The sequence below is a fragment of the Streptomyces griseocarneus genome (assembly GCF_014655595.1).
Taxonomy (GTDB): Bacteria; Actinomycetota; Actinomycetes; order Streptomycetales; family Streptomycetaceae; genus Streptomyces; species Streptomyces griseocarneus.
This window is the reverse complement of the sequence record NZ_BNBL01000010.1, coordinates 167,280-185,427: the sequence shown is the minus strand read 5'-3', so window position 1 is coordinate 185,427 and position 18,148 is coordinate 167,280. Positions and strand designations below refer to the sequence as shown.

The window sequence follows — 18,148 nt, the reverse complement described above, 5'->3', positions numbered from 1 at the left end:
GGGTTCCTAGGATTTCCCGCATGGGAAAGAGGCAGGGGCGGGGCACCGCCGAGGACGACGCCGCACGCCACAGGCCACCGGGCAAGTACGCCTTCGTGCCCTGGCTGTTCATGATCGCCGGCGATGTGCAGGACCTCGTGTGCGGCGAACTGCCGCTGCCGTGGCTCGGCGGGGCCGGTGTCGTCGCGTTCGCCGGCCTCTACATCGCCACGGTCTGGTTCGGCCTGGACCGCGACCGTCTGACCACGCGCACGCCCCGCCTGCTCCTGCTCGGCCTCGCCGCCGTCACCTATGCCCTGACCATCGGCTACGGCGGCGACTGGCTGCTGTGCTTCCCCGTCCTCTCGCTCGCCGCCGGTGTCGTCCTGCGCGGCGAACGCCTGCGCGACCAACGCCTGCTCGGCCTCACCGTGCTCGGCTTCGCCGGGTCGTCCGGGGTCATCGCCGGCTTCCACGGCAGCTGGGAGGACTCGATGGGCACCGGCTACGGGACGATCCTGTCCGGCCTGGTGACCGCGACCGTCCTGCGGCTGTCCGAGACGGTCACCGAACTGCGCGCCACCCGGGAGGAGCTGGCGCGGGCCGCCGTCGAACGCGAACGGCTCCGCTTCTCCCGCGACCTGCACGACCTGCTCGGCCACACCATGTCCGTGATCGTGGTGAAGGCGGAGGCGGTGCGCCGGCTCGCGCCGCGCGACCTGGACGCGGCGCTCGGCCAGGCCGCCGACATCGAGGCGGTGGGCCGGCAGGCGCTGACCGAGATACGCGAGGCGGTGACCGGCTACCGGGCCGGCGGCCTGACGACCGAGCTGGAGAGCGCCCGTTCGGTGCTCGACGCGTCCGGCGTCACGGTGGACATCCGCCAGTCGGGACCCGTGCTGCCGCCGCAGACGGCGGCACTGCTGGGGTGGGTGGTGCGCGAGGGGGTGACCAACGTCGTACGGCACAGCGGGGCGGCGCGGTGCGCGATCGAGGTGCGGGGCGAACCGGACCGCGTGCACCTGGAGATCACCGACGACGGCCGCGGCGTAGGGTCGGCACCGGGGGCGGCCGGTGCGGGGGGCAACGGTCTCAAGGGCCTGACGGAGCGACTGGCCGCCGCGGGCGGCTCCCTGACCTCCGGCCCCGACGGACGGCGCGGGTTCCGGCTCGTGGCCGAACTTCCGGTGGACGACAACGACGAGGAGGGGCGGGCCGCGTGAACAGCGAGCTGACCAGGGTGTTGCTGGCCGAGGACCAGGGGATGATGCGGGGCGCGCTGGCGCTGCTGCTGGGCCTGGAGGAGGACCTGGAGATCGTCGCCCAGGTGGGCGACGGAGACGAGATCCTCCCCAAGGCCCTCGAGGTCCGCCCGGACATCGCCCTCCTCGACATCGAACTCCCCGGCCGCAGCGGCCTCGACGCCGCCGCCGACCTGCGCACGCGGCTCCCCGGCTGCCGCGTCCTGATCCTCACCACGTTCGGCCGCCCCGGCTACCTGCGCCGCGCGATGGAGGCGGGCGCCTCGGGCTTCCTGGTCAAGGACGGCCCGGTCGAGGACCTGGCGGCCGCGATCCGCCGCGTCCTGGCCGGCGAACGCGTCATCGACCCGGCCCTGGCGGCCGCCGCCCTGAGCGCCGGCCCCAACCCGCTGACCCAGCGCGAACGCGACGTCCTCGCCGCGGCGGTGGACGGCGCGACCGTCGCCGACATCGCGGCCAGGGTCCACCTGTCCCCCGCGACCGTGCGCAACTACCTGTCGGCGGCCATCGGCAAGACCTGCACCCGCAACCGCATGGAGGCGGTGCGGGCGGCCCGGCAGAACGGGTGGCTGTAGGGCTCCCCCGCCCCGCCCACGGCCCTCCGGGGCCCGTACGGCAGCATGTGTCCTGCCCAAGCCACAGCCGACGCACGTGCAGGACGGGGACGACCATGGCGCCCAAGCCCGAGATACTCGCCGCCTTCGAGGCGGCGAAGGGGTTCATGCCGCTGGACGAGGGGCTGGCCCTCCATGCCGCCGCCGAGGAGGCGGGGCGGCTCGGGCTGCCGCTGCTGGAGGTGGGGACGTACTGCGGGCGGTCGACGATCCTGCTGGCCGACGCCGCCCGGGCGGCCGGGACCGTGGCCGTGACCGTCGACCACCACCGCGGCAGCGAGGAGCAGCAGCCGGGGTGGGAGTACCACGACCCGTCGGTCGTGGACGACGCGCCGGGCGTGGGGCGGATGGACACGCTGCCGACGTTCCGCCGGACGCTGTACCGGGCGGGGCTCGAGGACCACGTCATCGCCGTCGTGGGGCGCTCCCCGCAGGCCGCCTCGGTGTGGCGGGCGCCGCTGGGGCTGGTGTTCATCGACGGCGGGCACACCGACGAGCACGCGAACGCCGACTACGAGGGGTGGGCGCCGCACGTGGCGCCGGAGGGGCTGCTGGTCATCCACGACGTGTTCCCCGACCCCGCCGACGGCGGCCAGGCCCCGTACCGCGTGTACCTGCGGGCGCTGGAGTCCGGGGCGTTCACCGAGGTCTCCGTGACGCACTCGCTGCGCGTACTGCGGCGTACGGGTCTCGGATCCTGAGCGGCGACGCTAGGCTCGCCCGCGTGTCCCACGGCAGCAGTACCCACATGACCCGGCGTCTCGCCGCCGGGGCGGCGGCGCTGTTCCTGGCCGCCTGCCTGGCGGGCTGCTCGGACGGCGGCGCGCAGGACAGGGCGCAGGGCGCGGGCGGCAAGGGCGGCCCCGCGCCGGCCGCCGGCGCGTCCTCGGCCGGCGCCGCGGACCGTACGCCGCAACCGCGTTCGGACCAGGGGCAGGAGGCGTCGCAGGCGCCGTCCGCCGCGGCGTCCGCGTCCGCCTCGCCCGTCCCCCCGGCCGGGGCGGCCGACGCTCCCGCCGGCGACGGCCCGCTCAAGGGCAAGGTGGTCGTCGTCGACCCGGGCCACAACTCCCGCAACAACGAGCACACCGCCGAGATCAACCGTCAGGTCGACATCGGCACCGGCCACAAGGAGTGCGACACCACCGGCACCGAGACCAACTCCGGTTACACCGAGGCGGCCTTCAGCCTCGACGTCGCGCACCGGCTCCGGTCGATCCTGCGGGAGCGCGGCGCCACGGTCGTGCTGACGCACGACGGCGACCGGCCGTTCGGGCCGTGCGTGACCGAGCGGGCGGACATCGGCAACAAGGCGCACGGCGATGCCGCCGTGTCCATCCACGCGGACGGCGCCGGCCCCGGCCAGCGCGGGTTCCATGTGATCCTGCCCGCATCCGTGCACGGTGGCGCGGCGGACACCTCCGCCATCACCGGCCCGTCGAAGGAGTTGGGGGCGCGGGTCGCGGGGAAGTTCCTCGAGTCAACCGGAAGCGCGCCCTCCAATTACATCGGTGAGGGCACCGGACTCGACACGCGCGGTGATCTGGGCGGGCTCAACCTCTCGACGATTCCCAAGGTTTTCATCGAATGCGGCAATATGCGTGACGCGCAGGACGCCGCGCAGCTCACCGACGAGACATGGCGCGAAAAGGCGGCGCAAGGGATCGCGAACGGCATTACGGACTTCCTGCGCGGGTAAGTACCGGCAGGCCACGGCCGTGTCACGAGGGTGATACGAAGAGGACGCCCAGGCCGCCCAGGCGATAGGTTCACCGTACGATGGGTGGCCGCCACCCCCGCGCCCGCGCGCCCCGGCATCTCGCGTCCGGCGACAGCGACGATTACTGACAGCACTGACAAAGGATTTTAGGTGAACATCCGCTCCCTCACTCGAGGCGACGGCGGGGTGATCGGAGCAGCGGTGTTGCTGTTCATCGCCTCGTTCCTCAGCTTCCGCTCGTACGACTGCGGGCAGAACTCGATCGGCTGCCCCAAGGAGCCGACCGGCTGGAAGCCTGAACTCTTCCCCGTACTGCCGTCGATCTTCCTCGCCGGGATCGTCGCCGCCGCGCTGATCGTCGCCGCGCGCTTCCAGCCCGAGGGTCGCAAGGTCATGGGCCTCGGCCTCGACCAGTGGGGCACCGTCCTCGCCGTGTCGGCCGCGTGGTCCTCGCTGTGGACGATCTTCGGCGGTCCGGACGTGGACGCCGTCTCGCCGGGCGTCGGCCAGATCCTGGCGCTGATCGCCAACCTGGTGCTGGCCGCGGTGGCCGTGCTCACCCCGCGCACCCCGGCGCTCAAGGCCCCGCTGATGGCCGCCCCGCAGGCCCCGTCCCCGTACGGCGCCCCGCAGCAGGGCTACGGCTACCCCGGCCAGCCCGGCATGCAGCAGCCCGGCGCCCCGTCCCCGTACGGCGCGCAGGCTCCCCAGCCGTACGGCGCCCAGCCGGGCCAGCCCGGCCCGACGCAGGTCCAGCCGCAGGCGGACGGCGGCGCCGCCGCTCCCGCCCCGCAGCCGGAGGCCGCGGGCCAGCCCGCGGCGGCCGGTGGCGACTTCACTCCGTTCTGGTTCGCGGTGCCGGTGAACCGTCCCCTCTACGCGGAGGACGGCTCTGCCTCCCCGATCGCCGAGCTCGCGCCCGGCACGTGGTACCTGGCGGTGGACCAGCGCGGTCCGGCGCTCGTCGCGCAGACGCAGGACGGCCGTCGCGGCGTCCTGCAGGACACCACGGGCATTCAGCGCGGCTGAGCGACGCCCCGCTTCCCGTACGGCGGCCCGCCGGGTTCATCCCGGCGGGCCGCCGTCGTTCCCGCCCCCTTGCCGGGGCGGGCGGGGCGGGCCTACGGTCCCGTCATCTGACTGTAAGTCAGCTACGGACGGAGGTCCGCCATGCGGCTCGGTCTCGCCCTCGGCTACTGGGGCCGCCGGCCCGACGCCCGCCACCTGGCCCTCGCGCAGGAGGCCGAACGGCTCGGCTACCACTCCGTGTGGACCTCCGAGTCCTGGGGCTCCGACGCCTTCACCCCGCTGACCTGGATCGCCGCCCACACCGGCCGCATCGCGCTCGGCACGGCGGTGGCCCAGATGGCGGCCCGCTCCCCCACCGCCACGGCCATGCACGCGCTCACCCTCGACCACCTATCCGGCGGCCGGATGATGCTCGGGCTCGGCCTGTCGGGCCCGCAGGTCGTGGAGGGCTGGTACGGACGCCCGTTCCCGCAGAGCCCGCTGACGGCGACCCGGGAGTACGTGGACATCGTCCGTCAGGTGCTGCGGCGCGAGGCGCCCGTGACCCTCGACGGCCGCTTCCACCCGCTGCCCTACGCCGGTCCCGGCGCGAGCGGGCTGGGCAAGCCGCTGCGGTCCATCACCCACCCCCTGCGCCCCGGCCTGCCCCTCCTGCTCGGCGCCGAGGGCCCCCGCAACGTCGCCCAGACCGCGCGCATCGCGGACGGCTGGCTGCCGCTGTACTGGTCGCCGACGCGTACGGAGCTGTACGCGAAGGCGCTGGCGGGCACGCCCGAGGGCTTCATGGTGGCCCCCATGGTCCAGGCGCACCTGTGCGCGGACCCGGCCGAGGGCCTGCTGCCGGTGAAGACGATGCTCGCCCTCTACATCGGCGGCATGGGCCACGCCGCCCGCAACTTCCACGCCGACCTGATGGGACGCATGGGGTACGAGAGCGAGGCCCGCCGGGTCCAGGAGCTCTTCCTGGCCGGGCGCCGGAGCGAGGCCGTCGAGGCCGTGCCGGACGCCTTCGCCGACGAGATCTCCCTCGTCGGCCCGCGCGAACGCCTCGCCGAGCGCCTGGAGCTGTGGCGCGCGGGCCCGGTCACCGATCTCCTCGTCACGGCGCCGGACCCCGCCACCCTGCGCGTGCTGGCCGAGCTCAACGCGTAGGGAACGCGCCGGAAGCGGCCGCGGCCACGGGCGTCAGAAGGCGGCCTTCTCCAGCCACACGTCGAGGACCGAGCGGTCGCCGACGATCTCGACGCCGGGGCTGTCGGCCGGCAGGCGGCGGTAGAGGACCCGCAGGATGTCGCTCATCGGGCCGCGCACGGCGACGGCGGCCTTCTCGTGCGCCCGGCGCCAGGTGAGGGGGGAGGTGGTGGAGTCGATGAGCCACTCCGCGTTCACGGCGGGGTCCGTGTCCGTGGCGTGCAGGTGCAGCGTGCGGCCGGGGCCCGCCAGCTCGGCCAGCGCCGGCTTGAACGCGAGGACCTGCGGGGCGGTGATGATCTCGAGCCACTCGTCGAGGCAGTCGGCGGCGACGTCCGCGTCGACCGTGTAGTCGGCGCCGACGGCCGCGAAGGCGTCGGCCCGGTGCATCACCGTCTCGTGCGTCATCCGGCGCGCCCAGAAGGAGGTCTTCTGCTCGCGCCCGAAGGTCCACACGTCGACGTCCGGCCCGGCCTCGGCCAGGGCCTCCGCCACCATCTGCGCGCCCTCGGCGAGCCAGGCGTCGAGCCCGGCGGCGTCGAAGGACTCGGCGCCCTCGACGCCGGGCACGCCCTTCGGCACGATGAATTCGGTGTCGCGGTTGCGCACCCTCTCCGCGACGCCGCGGTGGGCGCCGGAGAGGTGCACCGCGAGCTGGGCGATCGTCCAGTCGGGGCAGGTCGGAACGGTCGCGGAGAGGTCCGCGCCGCGCAGCGCCGCCCGCACCAGGTCGTTCTGAGTGATGATCTCTTGGCAGTAACGGTCGTGGCTCAAAAGGCTCATGACGTCACCTTAGATTTACGGGGAGCGGGGTGGCGGGTGATTTACGCCCCACCGCCGGGCCGCCCCCCGTGGGCGCGTCACCGGCGGCAGGCCGAGGGCCCCTGGCCCGATCCCCCGCACGCGCACTCCGGCTCCAGGCCGGCCGGCAGCCGCTCGCCGCCGAAGACGGCGGTGGTCGCCTCGTCGCCGCCGAGCGCCGCCACGGCCAGCAGCAGGGAGCCGGCCGTCCAGGTGGTGAGCTCCTCCGGCCAGACGGCCTCGTCCTCGAAGACGTAGCCCGTCCAGTACATGCCGTTCTCGGCACGCAGGTGCTGGATCCACTGGAGGATCTCCACGGCCCGGTCGGACTCGCCCATCACCCACAGCGCGAGGGCCAGTTCGCAGCTCTCGCCGCCCGTCACCCAGGGGTTGGGCAGCACGCAGCGGACGCCGAGGCCGGGGACGACGAAGTCGTCCCAGTGCTGCTCGATGCGCTCCTTGGCCGCCGGGCCGGTCAGGGCGCCGCCGAGGACGGGGTAGTACCAGTCCATGGAGTAGCGGCTCTTGTCCAGGAACCGCTCGGGGTGGTGGCGTATCGCGTGGCCCAGCAGGCCCACCGCCAGCTCCCAGTCCGGCTGGGGCTCCTCGCGGTGCTCGGCGATGGCCAGGGCGCAGCGCAGGGCCTGGTGGATGGAGGAGGAGCCGGTCAGCAGGGCGTCGGCGACGTCGCGGCCGCCGTCCTCGGGCGACTCCCGCTTCCAGCCGATCTGGCCGCCGGGCTGCTGGAGGGCCAGGACGAACTCGACGGCGGCGTAGACGGTCGGCCACATGCGGTCGAGGAAGGCGTCGTCGCCGGTGGAGAGGTAGTGGTGCCAGACGCCGACGGCGACGTAGGCGACGAAGTTGGTCTCGCGGGAGAGGTCGGTGGGCGCGTCGGCGTCGCCGTCGGCGTACGCGGCGTACCACGAGCCGTCCGGGTTCTGGTGGTCGGCGAGCCAGCGGTAGGCGGCCTCGGCGCGGGCGTGCTCGCCGGCGGCGTCGAGGGCCATGGCGGCCTCGACGTGGTCCCAGGGGTCGAGGTGGTGGCCCCGGAACCACGGGATGGCGCCGTCGGGGCGCTGGACGGCGGCGATGCCGGCCACGGTGCGGGCGGCCTGCTCGGCGGTGAGGACGCCGGGCAGGACGAGGCGTTCGGTGCGGCCGGGGCCCCGGCTGAAGGCGGTCACTCGGCCGCGCCCGCGGACAGCTGGGGCTTGGTGGCGTAGGCCACGAAGCTCTTGCCGATGACGGGGTTGAGGATCTGCTCGGCGACGCGGGTGGCGGCGGGCTTCTTCATGATGTCCCAGACCAGCAGCTTGTGGTACGCGCGCACGGGCAGCGCCTTGTCGTTGTCGACGCCGAACGCGCACTTGAGCCACCAGTACGGGCTGTGCAGGCCGTGGGCGTGGTGGGTGCCGTAGGGCTTGAGGCCGGCCTCCTCCATCTTGCGCAGCAGCTCGTCGGCCTTGTAGATGCGGATGTGGCCGCCCTCGACCTCGTGGTACGCGTCGCTGAGCGCCCAGCAGACCTTCTCCGGGCCGTAGCGCGGGACGGTGATCGCTATGCGGCCGCCGGGCCTGAGGACGCGCACCATCTCGGCGAGCACGCCCTTGTCGTCCGGGATGTGCTCCATGACCTCGGAGATGATGACGACGTCGAAGCTGTCGTCGGGGAACGGCAGGGCGAGGGCGTCGCCCTCCATGGCCGTGGCGGTGGCGCCCTCGGGGGCCTCGCCGGCCTCCTTCATGGCGGCGAACCACTTGGCGACCTCGCGGATCTCCTCGGCGTTGCGGTCGAGGGCGACGACCCGGGCGCCGCGCCGGTAGCACTCGAAGGCGTGCCGCCCCGCGCCGCACCCCAGATCGAGGACGCGGTCGCCTGCGGCGAGCGGGAAGCGGGAGAAATCGACGGTCAGCACGGGTGTTTGCTTTCGTCCGGCGGGGTGGGTCGGTGGGCGCCCGCTGCCGGCGGGCGGCCGGGTCCGGGCTGGCGCCCGGAGCGGAAGTCGTCGGCGGGCCGGTACGGGCCGGTGGTGCGCCGGTACGGGCCTGTGGCGCGGGCCATTACGCGCGCCTGCTCGCCGGCCGCCGGGCCGCGGCCCGCTGCCGGGCGATGGCCCGCCGGTAGTGCTCGGCCGTGCCGATCGCGGCCTGGCGCCAGGTGAAGCGGGCCAGGACGCGCTCGCGTCCCGCGGCGCCGAGCCGGCGCCGCAGGTCGCCGTCGCCGAGCAGCCGGCCCAGGGCGGCGGCCAGCGCGTCGGAGTCGCCCGGGGGCACGGCCAGGCAGGTCTCGCCGTCGGGGCCGGCGACCTCGGGGATGGCGCCGCCCGTGGTGGCCACCAGCGGGGTGCCCGTGGCCATGGCCTCGGCGGCCGGCAGGGAGAAGCCCTCGTACAGGGAGGGCACGCAGGCGACCTGGGCCGAGCGGACGAGGTCGACGAGCTCGGCGTCGCTGATGCCCTTGACGAACTCGACGGCGCCCTCGAGGCCGTGGCGCCGGATCGCCGAGGCGACCGGGCCGTCCTCGGCGCGCTTGCCGACGACGACCAGGTGGGCGCCGGGGTTCTCGACGCGGACCTTGGCCAGCGCCTCGATGAGGTGCACCAGGCCCTTGAGGGGCACGTCGGCGCTGGAGGTGGTGACGATGCGGCCCGGCTTCTCCGGGACGGCGGCATCCGGCGAGAAGAGGCCGGTGTCGGCGCCGATGTGGACGACGTGGATGCGGTCGTTCCGCACCCCGAGGTGTTCGGCGATCTCCTGGCGGGAGGAGCCGGAGACGGTCAGCACGGACGGCAGCCGCCGGGCGACACGTTTCTGCATCGTGGTGAACGCGTACCAGCGGCGCACGGCGGCGCGGCGCTTCCAGTCCGCGGCGGCGTCGAGCTCCAGCTGCCGGTCGACGGTGATGGGGTGGTGGATGGTGGTGACCAGCGGGGCGCCGAGGACGCCGGGGCCGCCGAGGAGGCCGTAGCCGAGGGTCTGGTTGTCGTGGATGACGTCGAACTGCCCCCGGCGCGCGGCCAGATGGCGCCGGGCGCGCAGGCTGAAGGTCAGTGGCTCGGGGAAGCGGCCGGCCCACATCGTGCCGACCTCCAGCGCGTCGATCCAGTCGCGGAACTCCTCGCGCCGGGGCGTGCGGAAGGGGTCGGGCTGGCGGTAGAGGTCGAGGCTGGGCAGCTCGGTCAGGCGCAGGGAGCCGGGGGCGGAGTCGGCCTCGTCGTCCAGCACCGGGTAGGGCTGGGCGCCGATGACCTCGACGCTGTGGCCGAGCCGTGCGAGTTCGCGCGAGAGGTGGCGTACGTAGACGCCCTGACCGCCGCAGAAGGGGTTGCCCTTGTACGTGAGCAACGCGATGCGCAGCGGACGGTCGCCGTCGCCGCTGCCGCCCTCGTCCAGGAGGCTGTCGTCTCGCGTGAGCGATGCCTCCGTGGCCTCAGCGGTCACTCCGGCCTCCTTCTCGCTGGCTGTTCCGCCGGAGCGTAACGGGTCGCGCTAATCTAGAACAAGTTTCAGACTGGGTCGTCGGAAGCTTGAATCTACCGGGATGTCAGGGAGGGGAAAGAGCCCTGCCAGGTGATTCGCGCCACGGCCCGACCCCTGCCATGCTGTGCCGTCCGGAGCCGCGCGGGCGGCGCCCGATGGAGTCTCACGAAACGCCATGGAACGGGACATATGACGACGGAATCCAAGTCGGCCATGACGTCTGTCGCGTCGATGGCGTCCACCCCCGCGTCCGGCTCGCCCCTGACGGAACGTCAAGAGGCCCGGCGTCGCCGGATCCTGCAGGCGACGACCCGGCTGGCCAGCCGCGGCGGCTTCGACGCGGTGCAGATGCGCGAGGTGGCCGAGTCCTCCGGCGTCGCGCTCGGCACGCTCTACCGCTACTTCCCCTCGAAGGTCCATCTGCTGGTGGCCACCATGCAGGACCAGCTGGGACAGCTCCACGCGACCCTGTGCAAGCGCCCGCCCACCGACCCCGACCCGGCCGCGCGCGTCGCCCAGACCCTGATGCGGGCGTTCCGCGCGATGCAGCGCGAGCCGCACCTGGCCGACGCGATGGTGCGGGCCCTGACCTTCGCCGACCGCTCGGTGAGCGCCGAGGTCGACATGGTCTCGCGCCTGACCACGGCCATCATCCTCGACGCGATGGGCCTGCCCGGGCCTGCCGGGCCGGAGCAGCTGTCCGCGGTGCGGGTCATCGAGCACACCTGGCACTCGGCGCTGATCACCTGGCTGTCGGGGCGGGCGTCCATCGCCCAGGTGAAGATCGACATCGAGACGGTGTGCGGGCTCATCGGCCCGGCGGCCGGGCCGCCGGCCGGCGCGGACACCCCCTAGGCACCGGCGGGGCATGCGGCGCTCGCGCGCCGCTCGTGCCCGCCCGTACCCGCTCGTGGCGGCCCCGCCCCGCTCGTGGCGCCCGGCCGGGGCGGACACGGTCTTCTCCCCACGCCCTTACGCCCCCCGCGTAGCGGGTAACAGCACCCGCGGCGGCGGATCCGCCGGTATGAATTTACCGACGTGCCCTAGCGGTTCGCACACGGAGCGGGAGAGGCAACGTGACACGCGTCCTTCTGATACACGACACCTGTCTTCTGCGCACGGCCCTCGCGGCATGGGTCGGCAGAGAGCCGGACCTCGAAGTGTCCTCGGCGTCGTGGCAGGGCGCCGTCGCCGCCTCGCGGGCCCTGCGGCCGGACGTGTGCGTGGCCGACATGGACAGTCCCGACGCGGGCGAGGGGTGGGGCGAGGTCAGGGGGGCGGGGGGCGAGCGATGTACCGGCGGGGATTCCTGGGGGGCGATGCTGGCCCTGGCGACCGCCGGACGCCCGGGGCCCCTGCGCCGGGCCTATGAGATGGGGGCCTTGGGGTATCTGAGCAAAAACGCTTCTCCCGACCGCTTGGTCGAGGGCATACGGCGGGTGGCGAAGGGCGAGCGCTACATCGACGAGACGCTCGGCTTCGGCTTCCTCGAGGCGGCCGAGATCCCGCTGACCCGCCGCGAGCTGAGCGTGCTGTCACTGGCCGCCGGCGGCGCCTCCGTCGGCGAGATCGCGCGCAGCCTGCACCTGTCGAACGGCACCGTGCGCAACTACATGGCCGCCATCACCCGCAAGACCGGGGCCCGCAACCGCGTCGACGCCATCCGCATCTCCCAGTGCGCCGGCTGGGTCTGAGCCGCCGGCGCCCATCAGGTCCCGGTACAGCGCCGAGCGCGCCAGCAGCTCCGCGTGCGTACCCGCCGCCGTGCCGGGGCCGTCCATCACCAGCACGCGATCCGCGCGCAGGGCGGACCCCGCGCGGTGGGCGACGACCACCAGGCTGCCGCCGGGGCGCGCCGCGAACGCGCGCTCCGCGCGCGCCTCGGCCGCCGGATCGAGGTGGCAGGCCGCCTCGTCGAGAATCACCACGGGCGCCGGCGAGAGGTACGCGCGCGCCAGCGCGACCAGTTGCCGCTCCCCCGCCGAGAGTTCGTCCGGGACGAGGGGGGCGGCCAGGCCCCCCAGCCGCCGCACGAGGGCGGCCGCGCCGACGGCGTCGGCCGCCGCCAGGACCTCGCGGTCGCCGACCGGATCGTCCCGCAGGTACCGCAGGTTCTCGCCGAGGGTGCCCGAGAAGACGTACGCCTCCTGCGGGATGAGCACCCGCCGCGCCGCCGCCCCCGGGGCCCGGGCGGGCGCGCCGCCCACCCGCACCTCGCCCTCCCACGGCCCCAGCAGGCCCGCGACCAGGGCGGCCAGCGTCGACTTGCCCACGCCGCTCGGTCCCACGACCGCCAGCCGGCCGCCCACGGGCAGCGTCAGGTCGAGGCCGCGCAGGACGGGCTCGGCGTGCCGCCCGTACCCGAAGGTGACGCCCCGCAGCTCGACGGCCGGGCCGCCGGGCGGCACCGGGCAGGAGGCGGGCGGGACCGCGTCCGGTGCGGAGGCCGGGGCCGTCAGGCGGCGCAGGACCACCACCAGCCGCGACCCGCTCGTGCCCAGCCCGTGGACCAGGCTCTGCAGGGCGGGCAGCAGCGACTGCGTCAGATAGGCGAGGGCGCCCACGAGCGCGCCCGGCGTGACGCCGTGGTCCAGCAGCCACGGCGTGGCCAGCAGCAGCGGCACGACCGGGAGGCGGCCGGCGACGGCCAGGGCGACCACGCGCGTGACGGACCAGCGGGCCAGGGCGTTCGCGGTGCGCAGCCCCTCGTCGACGAGCGCGCCCGTCCCCGCCTCCACGACGCGCTCGGCGCCGCCCGCCGTCACGTCCCGCAGGCCCGCGCAGACGGCGTCCGACGACTGGGACAGCGCCTCGTCGGCCGCCAGGTACGCCTCCTGCCGGCGGGCCAGCGGCCGCAGCGTCAGCACGAACAGCGCGAGGCCGAGGACGAGCGGCGGCACGACGACCGCCAGCAGCACGGGCGCGAGCAGGAAGAGCCCGGCCAGGGCGCCGGCGGCGGTGAAGACGAAGGAACGCGCCACCATGAGCAGGCCCGCGAAGGTGTCGCGGGCGATCTCCACCTGGTGCGTGAGGCGGGACACGGCCGCGCCGTCCGCGTCGTGCAGGGCGCGGGCGACCACGCGCCGGACGAGCGCGTCGCGCAGGGGCTCGGCGAGGCCGGCGACTTGGCGGTACGTACGGCCGGTGCCGTACGCCCCGGCGGCGACCGCCACGGCCGCGGCCGCGAGCCACGCGAGGCCGGCGGCGGGGCGGCCGGCGAGGAAGCCGTCGTCCAGGGCGCGGGCGAGGGCGTAGCCCGTGGTGAACGTCTGCGCCGCCTCGACGACGGACCAGGCGGCGAGGCCGGCGAGGGCGCGGCGGTGCGGGGGCTGGCGCAGGAAGGCGGTGCCGTGCCGGAGGATCATCGGCGGGGGTTCCTTCCGGTGGGGGCCCGGCCGTGCGCTCACTCCCCGAACACCGCCCGGTAGCCCGGCTCGCGCCACAGGTGTGCGTGTGTTCCCAGCCCCGCCAGGCGGCCCCCGTCCAGCCAGGCCACGCGGTCCGCGCGGGCGGCGGTGGAGGGGCGGTGGGCGATGATCAGGCGGGTGGGGGCGGCGACGTGGCGGTGGAGGGCGTCGGTGACCTGGCGTTCCGTCACGGAGTCGAGGCTGGACGTCGCGTCGTCGAGGATCAGGAGCCGGCCGGCGTGGGCGAAGGCGCGGGCCAGGCCGAGGCGTTGGGCCTCGCCGCCGGAGAGCGGCGCGTCGGCGCAGGCCGTGTCGTAGCCGGCGGGCAGCTTCCGTACGAAGTCGTCCGCGCGGGCGGCCCGCGCCGCCGCGGTGACGGCGGCGGGCGGGGGCGTGAAGGAGCCGAAGGCGATCGTGCCGCCGACCGTGCCGCCGAGCAGCGCGGGCCGGGCGAAGGCGTAGGCGACGGCCCGGCGCAGTTCCTTGTGCGTGAGGTCGCGCAAGGGGACGCCGTCGAGGGTGATCTCGCCGGCGTCGGGGTCGGCGAGGCGCCCGGCGAGCTCGGCGAGCACGGACTTTCCGCTGCCCGAGCGGCCGACGACGGCCAGCGTGGTGCCGCCCGGCAGGTCGAGGTCGATGCCGCGCAGCACGGCCCGCCCGCCGCGCTCGGCGCGCACGCCGCGCAGCCGGAGCGTGCCGGCGCCGTCGGCGGGAAGGCGGCGCGTGCCGTACGGGACGGGGGGCAGGGCCCGGACCCCGGCCAGGCGCCGGGCGGCGGTGCGGCTGTGGACCAGCGCGTTGAGGTGGCCGACGAGCATGCCGACGCCGGTGGCGAGCGCGGCGTAGCGGGAGGCGGCCAGCAGGTCGCCGACGCTCAGCCGGTCCCGGGAGAGCTGGAGCCCGGCGACGGCGAGGACGGCGATCTGCAGCAGCGGCACCAGCGTGGCGGCCTGGGCGGTGGAGCGGCCCTGGACGCGCCACATGCGGTGGCCGTGTTCGGAGAGGCCGGGCAGCGGCCGCAGGACGCGCTCGCGCTCGCGGCCGGCGGTGCCGGCGGCGGCGATGGTGCGGGCGCCGCGCAGCGCCTCGAGCAGGCGGCCGGCGATGTCGCCCTGGATCCGCTGGTAGGCGGTGAGCGTGTCGGTGGAGGCGCGGGCGAACGCCCGCAGCAGCAGGGCGAGCAGGGGCGCCCCGGCGAGGAAGGCCACGGCGAGCCAGGGGTCGATGACGCCCAGGGCGACGATGCCGCCGAGGGGGCCGGCGACGGCGGCCGCGGTGCCGGCGAGGGTGGCGGGGGCGGTCGCGGCGTGGGCGGTGTTGCCGACGAGCCGGGTGACGAGGTCGCCGGCGCGGATCCGGGCGGTGGCGCGGGGGCCCGCCGCGAGGATGTCGCCGAGGGCGCGGCGGCGCAGCCATGCCGTGGTGCGGGCCGTGGTGGTGGCGGTGAGGAGTTCGTCGAGCGCGTCCAGGACGGCGGGGACGCAGATCAGCGCGGTGCTCAGCAGCAGCCAGCGGCCGGTGTCGCCGGCGCGCCGGGCGAGCAGCAGGTCGAGGGTGTGCCCGAGCACGGCGGGCAGGAGGAGGGCCGCGCCGGTGCTCGCGGTGGTGACGGCGGCGAGCGCGAGGGTGCGGCCGGCGCTGTGGCGGAGGGCGGCGCGCAGGATCGGGTCGCCGTCGCGCGCGCTCGGCGCCGCGTGGCGCGGGACCGTGGCGGCCATGCGGCACACCCCTTCCTCGTCTCGGTACGGGCCGGCCGCTCCCGGTGCGGGCCGGGCGTGCCGGTGGGCCCTCCGCCGACGAAGGGCCCACCGGGAGCGGTCACCCGCGAGCGACGGTCAGTCCGTCACAGGCAGAGCGCGACACTGGCCGTGCTCCAGCACAGCAGCAGGCTGGCGTTGCTGCCGCCACCGCCGCCGCCGTGGGACAGCTCGTCGGACTCCAGGCTCTGCAGGTCGAGAAGCGCCATGGTTCTTCCTTTCGTGGGGACGGATGGGATTTCTGTGGTGCGGTTACGACTCCACGACGTGGTGGAGCCGGCTCTGGGGCGCCCGTAGGGGCGGCAGGAAGGGCAGCCGGGCCGGCCGGTCGCCGTCGAGGGCGGCGCCGAGCGCGAGCAGGACGCCGGCCGTTCCGGTGGCGAGGTCCATCGACAGCCGCATCATCTGGTGGCCGGGGAAGGCCAGTTCGCCGCGGTAGGGCATCGCGTACCAGGACAGGGCGGAGACCTGCCGGGCGATGTCCTCGCGGGTGACGCCGGGTGCCGTGGTGCGGGCGAGGTGCCAGATCATTCCGGCGCGGCCCTGGAGGAGGCCGGGCTGGGCGTAGAAGCGGGACCGGGCGGCGGTGAGGATGCGGTCGCGGGCCTCGGTGAGGTCGTCGTCGCCGCCGTCGGGGCGGTGGGCGAGGTAGTCGTCGAGCACCGCGCCGATGCCGACGCTGCCGTCGCCGAGGTAGGGCATGGTGCGCCAGCCCTCGTCGACGTCGAGGGAGCCGATGGGGGTGCGGACGCACCGGGAGAGGTCGTCCCGCAGGGCCGCGCCGGCGAGGTCCAGGAGGCCGGGTGCGCCGGTGCGTTCGTGGAGCCTGAGGAAGAGCAGCGCGGGGCCGGTGGTGCCGTGCATGAGCCCGGCGCGCCGGCGCCCGCCGGCCTGCAGCCGGTCGGCGAGGAGCCGCGCGGCCTCGTGGGAGGCCTCGCGCAGGGCGCTCTCGCCGGTGGCCTCGGCGAGGTCGTCGAGGACGAGGCCCACGCCGGCGAGGCCGTCGTGCAGTCCGGGGCCCAGGCGCTGCCAGTTCTCGGCGAGGAGCGAGCCGGTGAGGTCGAGGGCGCGCTGGGTGTGGCCGAGGCGGTGCAGGGTGTGGGCGATGCCGGCGAGGCCGTCGTAGAGGCCGAGGGGGGTGCCGGGCGGTACGGGGTCGGTGTGGTCGAGCAGCCACCGTTCGCCCTGTTCGTAGCGTTCGGCGCCGGTCTCGGCGAGGGCGTGCAGCACTCCGGCGGCGCCGTGCGCGAGTCCCAGTCCGCCGCCGGCGGTGAACTGCGCGATGTCGCCGGGGAAGAGCCGGTCGTCGCGGTCGGGCGTGGCGGAGGCGAGGAGGGCGCGGACCATGGAGTCGCGGGCGGCCGGCCAGTCACCGGGGTCGGGCAGGGCGGCGAGGCCGGTGGCCGGGGTCCGCGTCGTCGTGGCCGGGGCGGCGTCCCGGCCCGCGGCCGGACCGGCGTCCCGGGTGATCTCGGCGACGGCCTCGTCGAGGAACTCCCGGGGCACGGGGAACTGTTCGGCGATGATGCCGGCCAGGTGTGCGGCCTTGGCGCGGTCGATGCCGAAGAGCGTGGTGACGGGCAGGAACAGCGCGAGGCGCAGGCAGGCGAGGGCGTAGCGGTCGACGTCGGTGCCGGTGCGGTCCGGCGGGGCGACGAAGCCGGGGTGGGCGACGATCTGCCGGCCGTTCTCGGCGACGGGCGCGGCGGCCTCGAAGTCGATGAGCGTCACGGACTCCTCGTCCGGCGCCACGAGGATGTTGAACATGTGCAGGTCGTTGAAGACCACTCCCCTGGCGTGCACCGCCTCGACCGCCTCCTCGACGGCCCGGTGGATGCGCAGTGCCCACGCGGTGTAGGCGGCCAGCGCGCCGGGGTCGGGGTCGGTGGCGAGCAGCGGATGGCGCTCGGCGAAGAAGGAGTTGAGCGGGCGGCCCTCGACGAAGTCCATGACGAGGAAGCGGTGGTCGCCGACGGCGAACCAGTCGCGCAGGCCGGGGGCGACGCCGAGCCCGGCGAGCTTCTCCAGCGCGTCCCGTTCGCGCTCCAGGCGGGCGATGGCGTCGGCGCCGTCGGCGGCGAGCCCCGCGTGCGGGCGGCCCTCCTTGAGGACGACGGCGGCGCCGTCGCGGGTGTCGGTGCCGCGGTAGACCCCGCCGCCGTTGGAGAAGTGCAGGGCCTTCTCGATGCGGTAGGGCAGCTCGCCGACGGTGGTGGCGTTGCGGGCGGCCAGGTGGGGCTCGAGGAAGGCGGGCAGGGTGACCCACTCGGGCACCCGGAAGGCCGGGTCGCGCCGGTCGGGTACGAGCGTGCCGCTCGCGTCCTCGAGGGCGGGGACGAGACGGCCGTCGGCGTCGGTGCACCAGCGGGGGGCGAAGGCTCCGTAGCGCACGTAGAGCGGGCCCTCGTGCCAGCGCAGGTCGGTGAGGACGTACGGGCCGGGGGCGCCGCCCACGATCTCGTGGAGCTCGGTGAGGACGGTGTGCAGCTGGTCCTCGTCGGCCGGGTAGACGGTGACGAACTTGCCGCCGCCGTCGCGGGCCGCGTACTTGCTGTTGCGCAGGTGCAGCAGGTGCGGGGCGGGGACGAACTTGAACGGGATGCCCCGGGGGACGCAGTAGTCCCAGACGGCGGCCGCGGTCTTCTCGGCGCTCCCGGCGGTGGCGGACACGTGGATCTTCCAGCCCTGGGCGGGCCGTCCGGGTCGCGGGGTGCCGTCGGCGTCCACGGGCGTGAGGTTGAGCCAGTCGCCGCTGCGGGCGCTCTTCCAGCCCTCGGGCACGGGGCGCTGCGCGGTCTCGAAGGGCCCGGGCCGCCTCCGGCCGCCCGCCGGGGCGGACAGCCGGTCCGGGATCTCGTAGAAGTGCGTGTCGGCCAGGCAGTACACCTCGTACCGCTTCTCCATCG

At 75.2% G+C, this 18,148-nt stretch carries 15 protein-coding genes and 1 pseudogene; 8 read left to right on the top strand and 8 right to left on the bottom strand.

Features of this window, described 5'->3' with window-relative positions; genetic code table 11:
- Positions 1–20: 20 nt before the first annotated feature.
- From IE295_RS24475 to IE295_RS24450, 6 genes are all read left to right on the top strand, one after another.
- Positions 21–1,202 (top strand): sensor histidine kinase, encoded by a 1,182-nt coding sequence (locus IE295_RS24475; protein ID WP_190065901.1) that lies wholly within the window; start codon positions 21–23, stop codon positions 1,200–1,202.
- Between the two features lie 8 nt (positions 1,203–1,210).
- A complete protein-coding gene (locus IE295_RS24470; RefSeq protein ID WP_190066012.1) occupies positions 1,211–1,816 on the top strand; it encodes a response regulator transcription factor in 606 nt (201 codons plus the stop codon).
- 95 nt (positions 1,817–1,911) lie between these two features.
- Positions 1,912–2,556 carry a class I SAM-dependent methyltransferase gene (locus IE295_RS24465; protein WP_190065900.1) on the top strand — a complete coding sequence of 215 codons (645 nt, stop codon included), beginning with the start codon at positions 1,912–1,914 and terminating at the stop codon, positions 2,554–2,556.
- 47 nt (positions 2,557–2,603) lie between these two features.
- A complete protein-coding gene (locus IE295_RS24460) occupies positions 2,604–3,554 on the top strand; it encodes an N-acetylmuramoyl-L-alanine amidase (protein WP_190065899.1) in 951 nt (316 codons plus the stop codon).
- A 171-nt stretch (positions 3,555–3,725) separates the two neighbouring features.
- Positions 3,726–4,604, top strand: a complete 879-nt coding sequence (locus tag IE295_RS24455) for a DUF5336 domain-containing protein (protein WP_190065898.1) — start codon at positions 3,726–3,728, stop codon at positions 4,602–4,604.
- Positions 4,605–4,745: 141 nt separating this feature from the next.
- Positions 4,746–5,756, top strand: coding sequence for an LLM class F420-dependent oxidoreductase (locus IE295_RS24450; protein ID WP_190065897.1), 1,011 nt, complete (start codon positions 4,746–4,748; stop codon positions 5,754–5,756).
- Between the two features lie 33 nt (positions 5,757–5,789).
- Here the strand turns inward: IE295_RS24450 and IE295_RS24445 are convergent, their stop codons facing one another.
- The 4 genes from IE295_RS24445 to IE295_RS24430 form a co-directional block, all read right to left on the bottom strand.
- A complete protein-coding gene (locus IE295_RS24445; RefSeq protein ID WP_190065896.1) occupies positions 5,790–6,578 on the bottom strand; it encodes a maleylpyruvate isomerase family mycothiol-dependent enzyme in 789 nt (262 codons plus the stop codon).
- Positions 6,579–6,655: 77 nt separating this feature from the next.
- Positions 6,656–7,783 carry a prenyltransferase/squalene oxidase repeat-containing protein gene (locus tag IE295_RS24440; RefSeq protein ID WP_190065895.1) on the bottom strand — a complete coding sequence of 376 codons (1,128 nt, stop codon included), beginning with the start codon at positions 7,781–7,783 and terminating at the stop codon, positions 6,656–6,658.
- Positions 7,780–8,514: a class I SAM-dependent methyltransferase gene (locus tag IE295_RS24435; RefSeq protein WP_190065894.1), complete on the bottom strand. Its 735-nt coding sequence runs from the start codon at positions 8,512–8,514 to the stop codon at positions 7,780–7,782. The genes IE295_RS24440 and IE295_RS24435 overlap by 4 nt, the downstream gene beginning before the upstream one ends.
- A 145-nt stretch (positions 8,515–8,659) precedes the next feature.
- Complete coding sequence (locus IE295_RS24430; RefSeq protein WP_372478777.1) at positions 8,660–10,039, bottom strand: glycosyltransferase family 4 protein; 1,380 nt, start codon at positions 10,037–10,039, stop codon at positions 8,660–8,662.
- A gap of 228 nt (positions 10,040–10,267) precedes the next feature.
- Here IE295_RS24430 and IE295_RS24425 point away from each other — a divergent pair, with 228 nt between their 5' ends.
- The gene (locus IE295_RS24425) at positions 10,268–10,933 is read left to right on the top strand and encodes a TetR family transcriptional regulator (RefSeq protein ID WP_190065893.1); all 666 of its coding nucleotides are present in this window, start codon (positions 10,268–10,270) and stop codon (positions 10,931–10,933) included.
- Between the two features lie 377 nt (positions 10,934–11,310).
- Positions 11,311–11,688, top strand: a pseudogene (locus IE295_RS34300) (LuxR C-terminal-related transcriptional regulator); the annotation flags it as partial.
- Here the strand turns inward: IE295_RS34300 and IE295_RS24415 are convergent.
- From IE295_RS24415 to lanKC, 4 genes are all read right to left on the bottom strand, one after another.
- Positions 11,614–13,443 carry an ATP-binding cassette domain-containing protein gene (locus tag IE295_RS24415; RefSeq protein ID WP_224322885.1) on the bottom strand — a complete coding sequence of 610 codons (1,830 nt, stop codon included), beginning with the start codon at positions 13,441–13,443 and terminating at the stop codon, positions 11,614–11,616. The pseudogene IE295_RS34300 and the gene IE295_RS24415 overlap by 75 nt on opposite strands.
- A gap of 38 nt (positions 13,444–13,481) precedes the next feature.
- On the bottom strand, positions 13,482–15,203 hold the full coding sequence (locus IE295_RS24410) for an ABC transporter ATP-binding protein (RefSeq protein ID WP_190065891.1): 1,722 nt from the start codon (positions 15,201–15,203) through the stop codon (positions 13,482–13,484).
- Positions 15,204–15,328: 125 nt separating this feature from the next.
- On the bottom strand, positions 15,329–15,451 hold the full coding sequence (locus IE295_RS24405) for a SapB/AmfS family lanthipeptide (protein ID WP_190065890.1): 123 nt from the start codon (positions 15,449–15,451) through the stop codon (positions 15,329–15,331).
- 43 nt (positions 15,452–15,494) lie between these two features.
- A complete protein-coding gene (gene lanKC, locus IE295_RS24400; RefSeq protein ID WP_190065889.1) occupies positions 15,495–18,146 on the bottom strand; it encodes a class III lanthionine synthetase LanKC in 2,652 nt (883 codons plus the stop codon).
- Positions 18,147–18,148 lie beyond the last annotated feature (2 nt).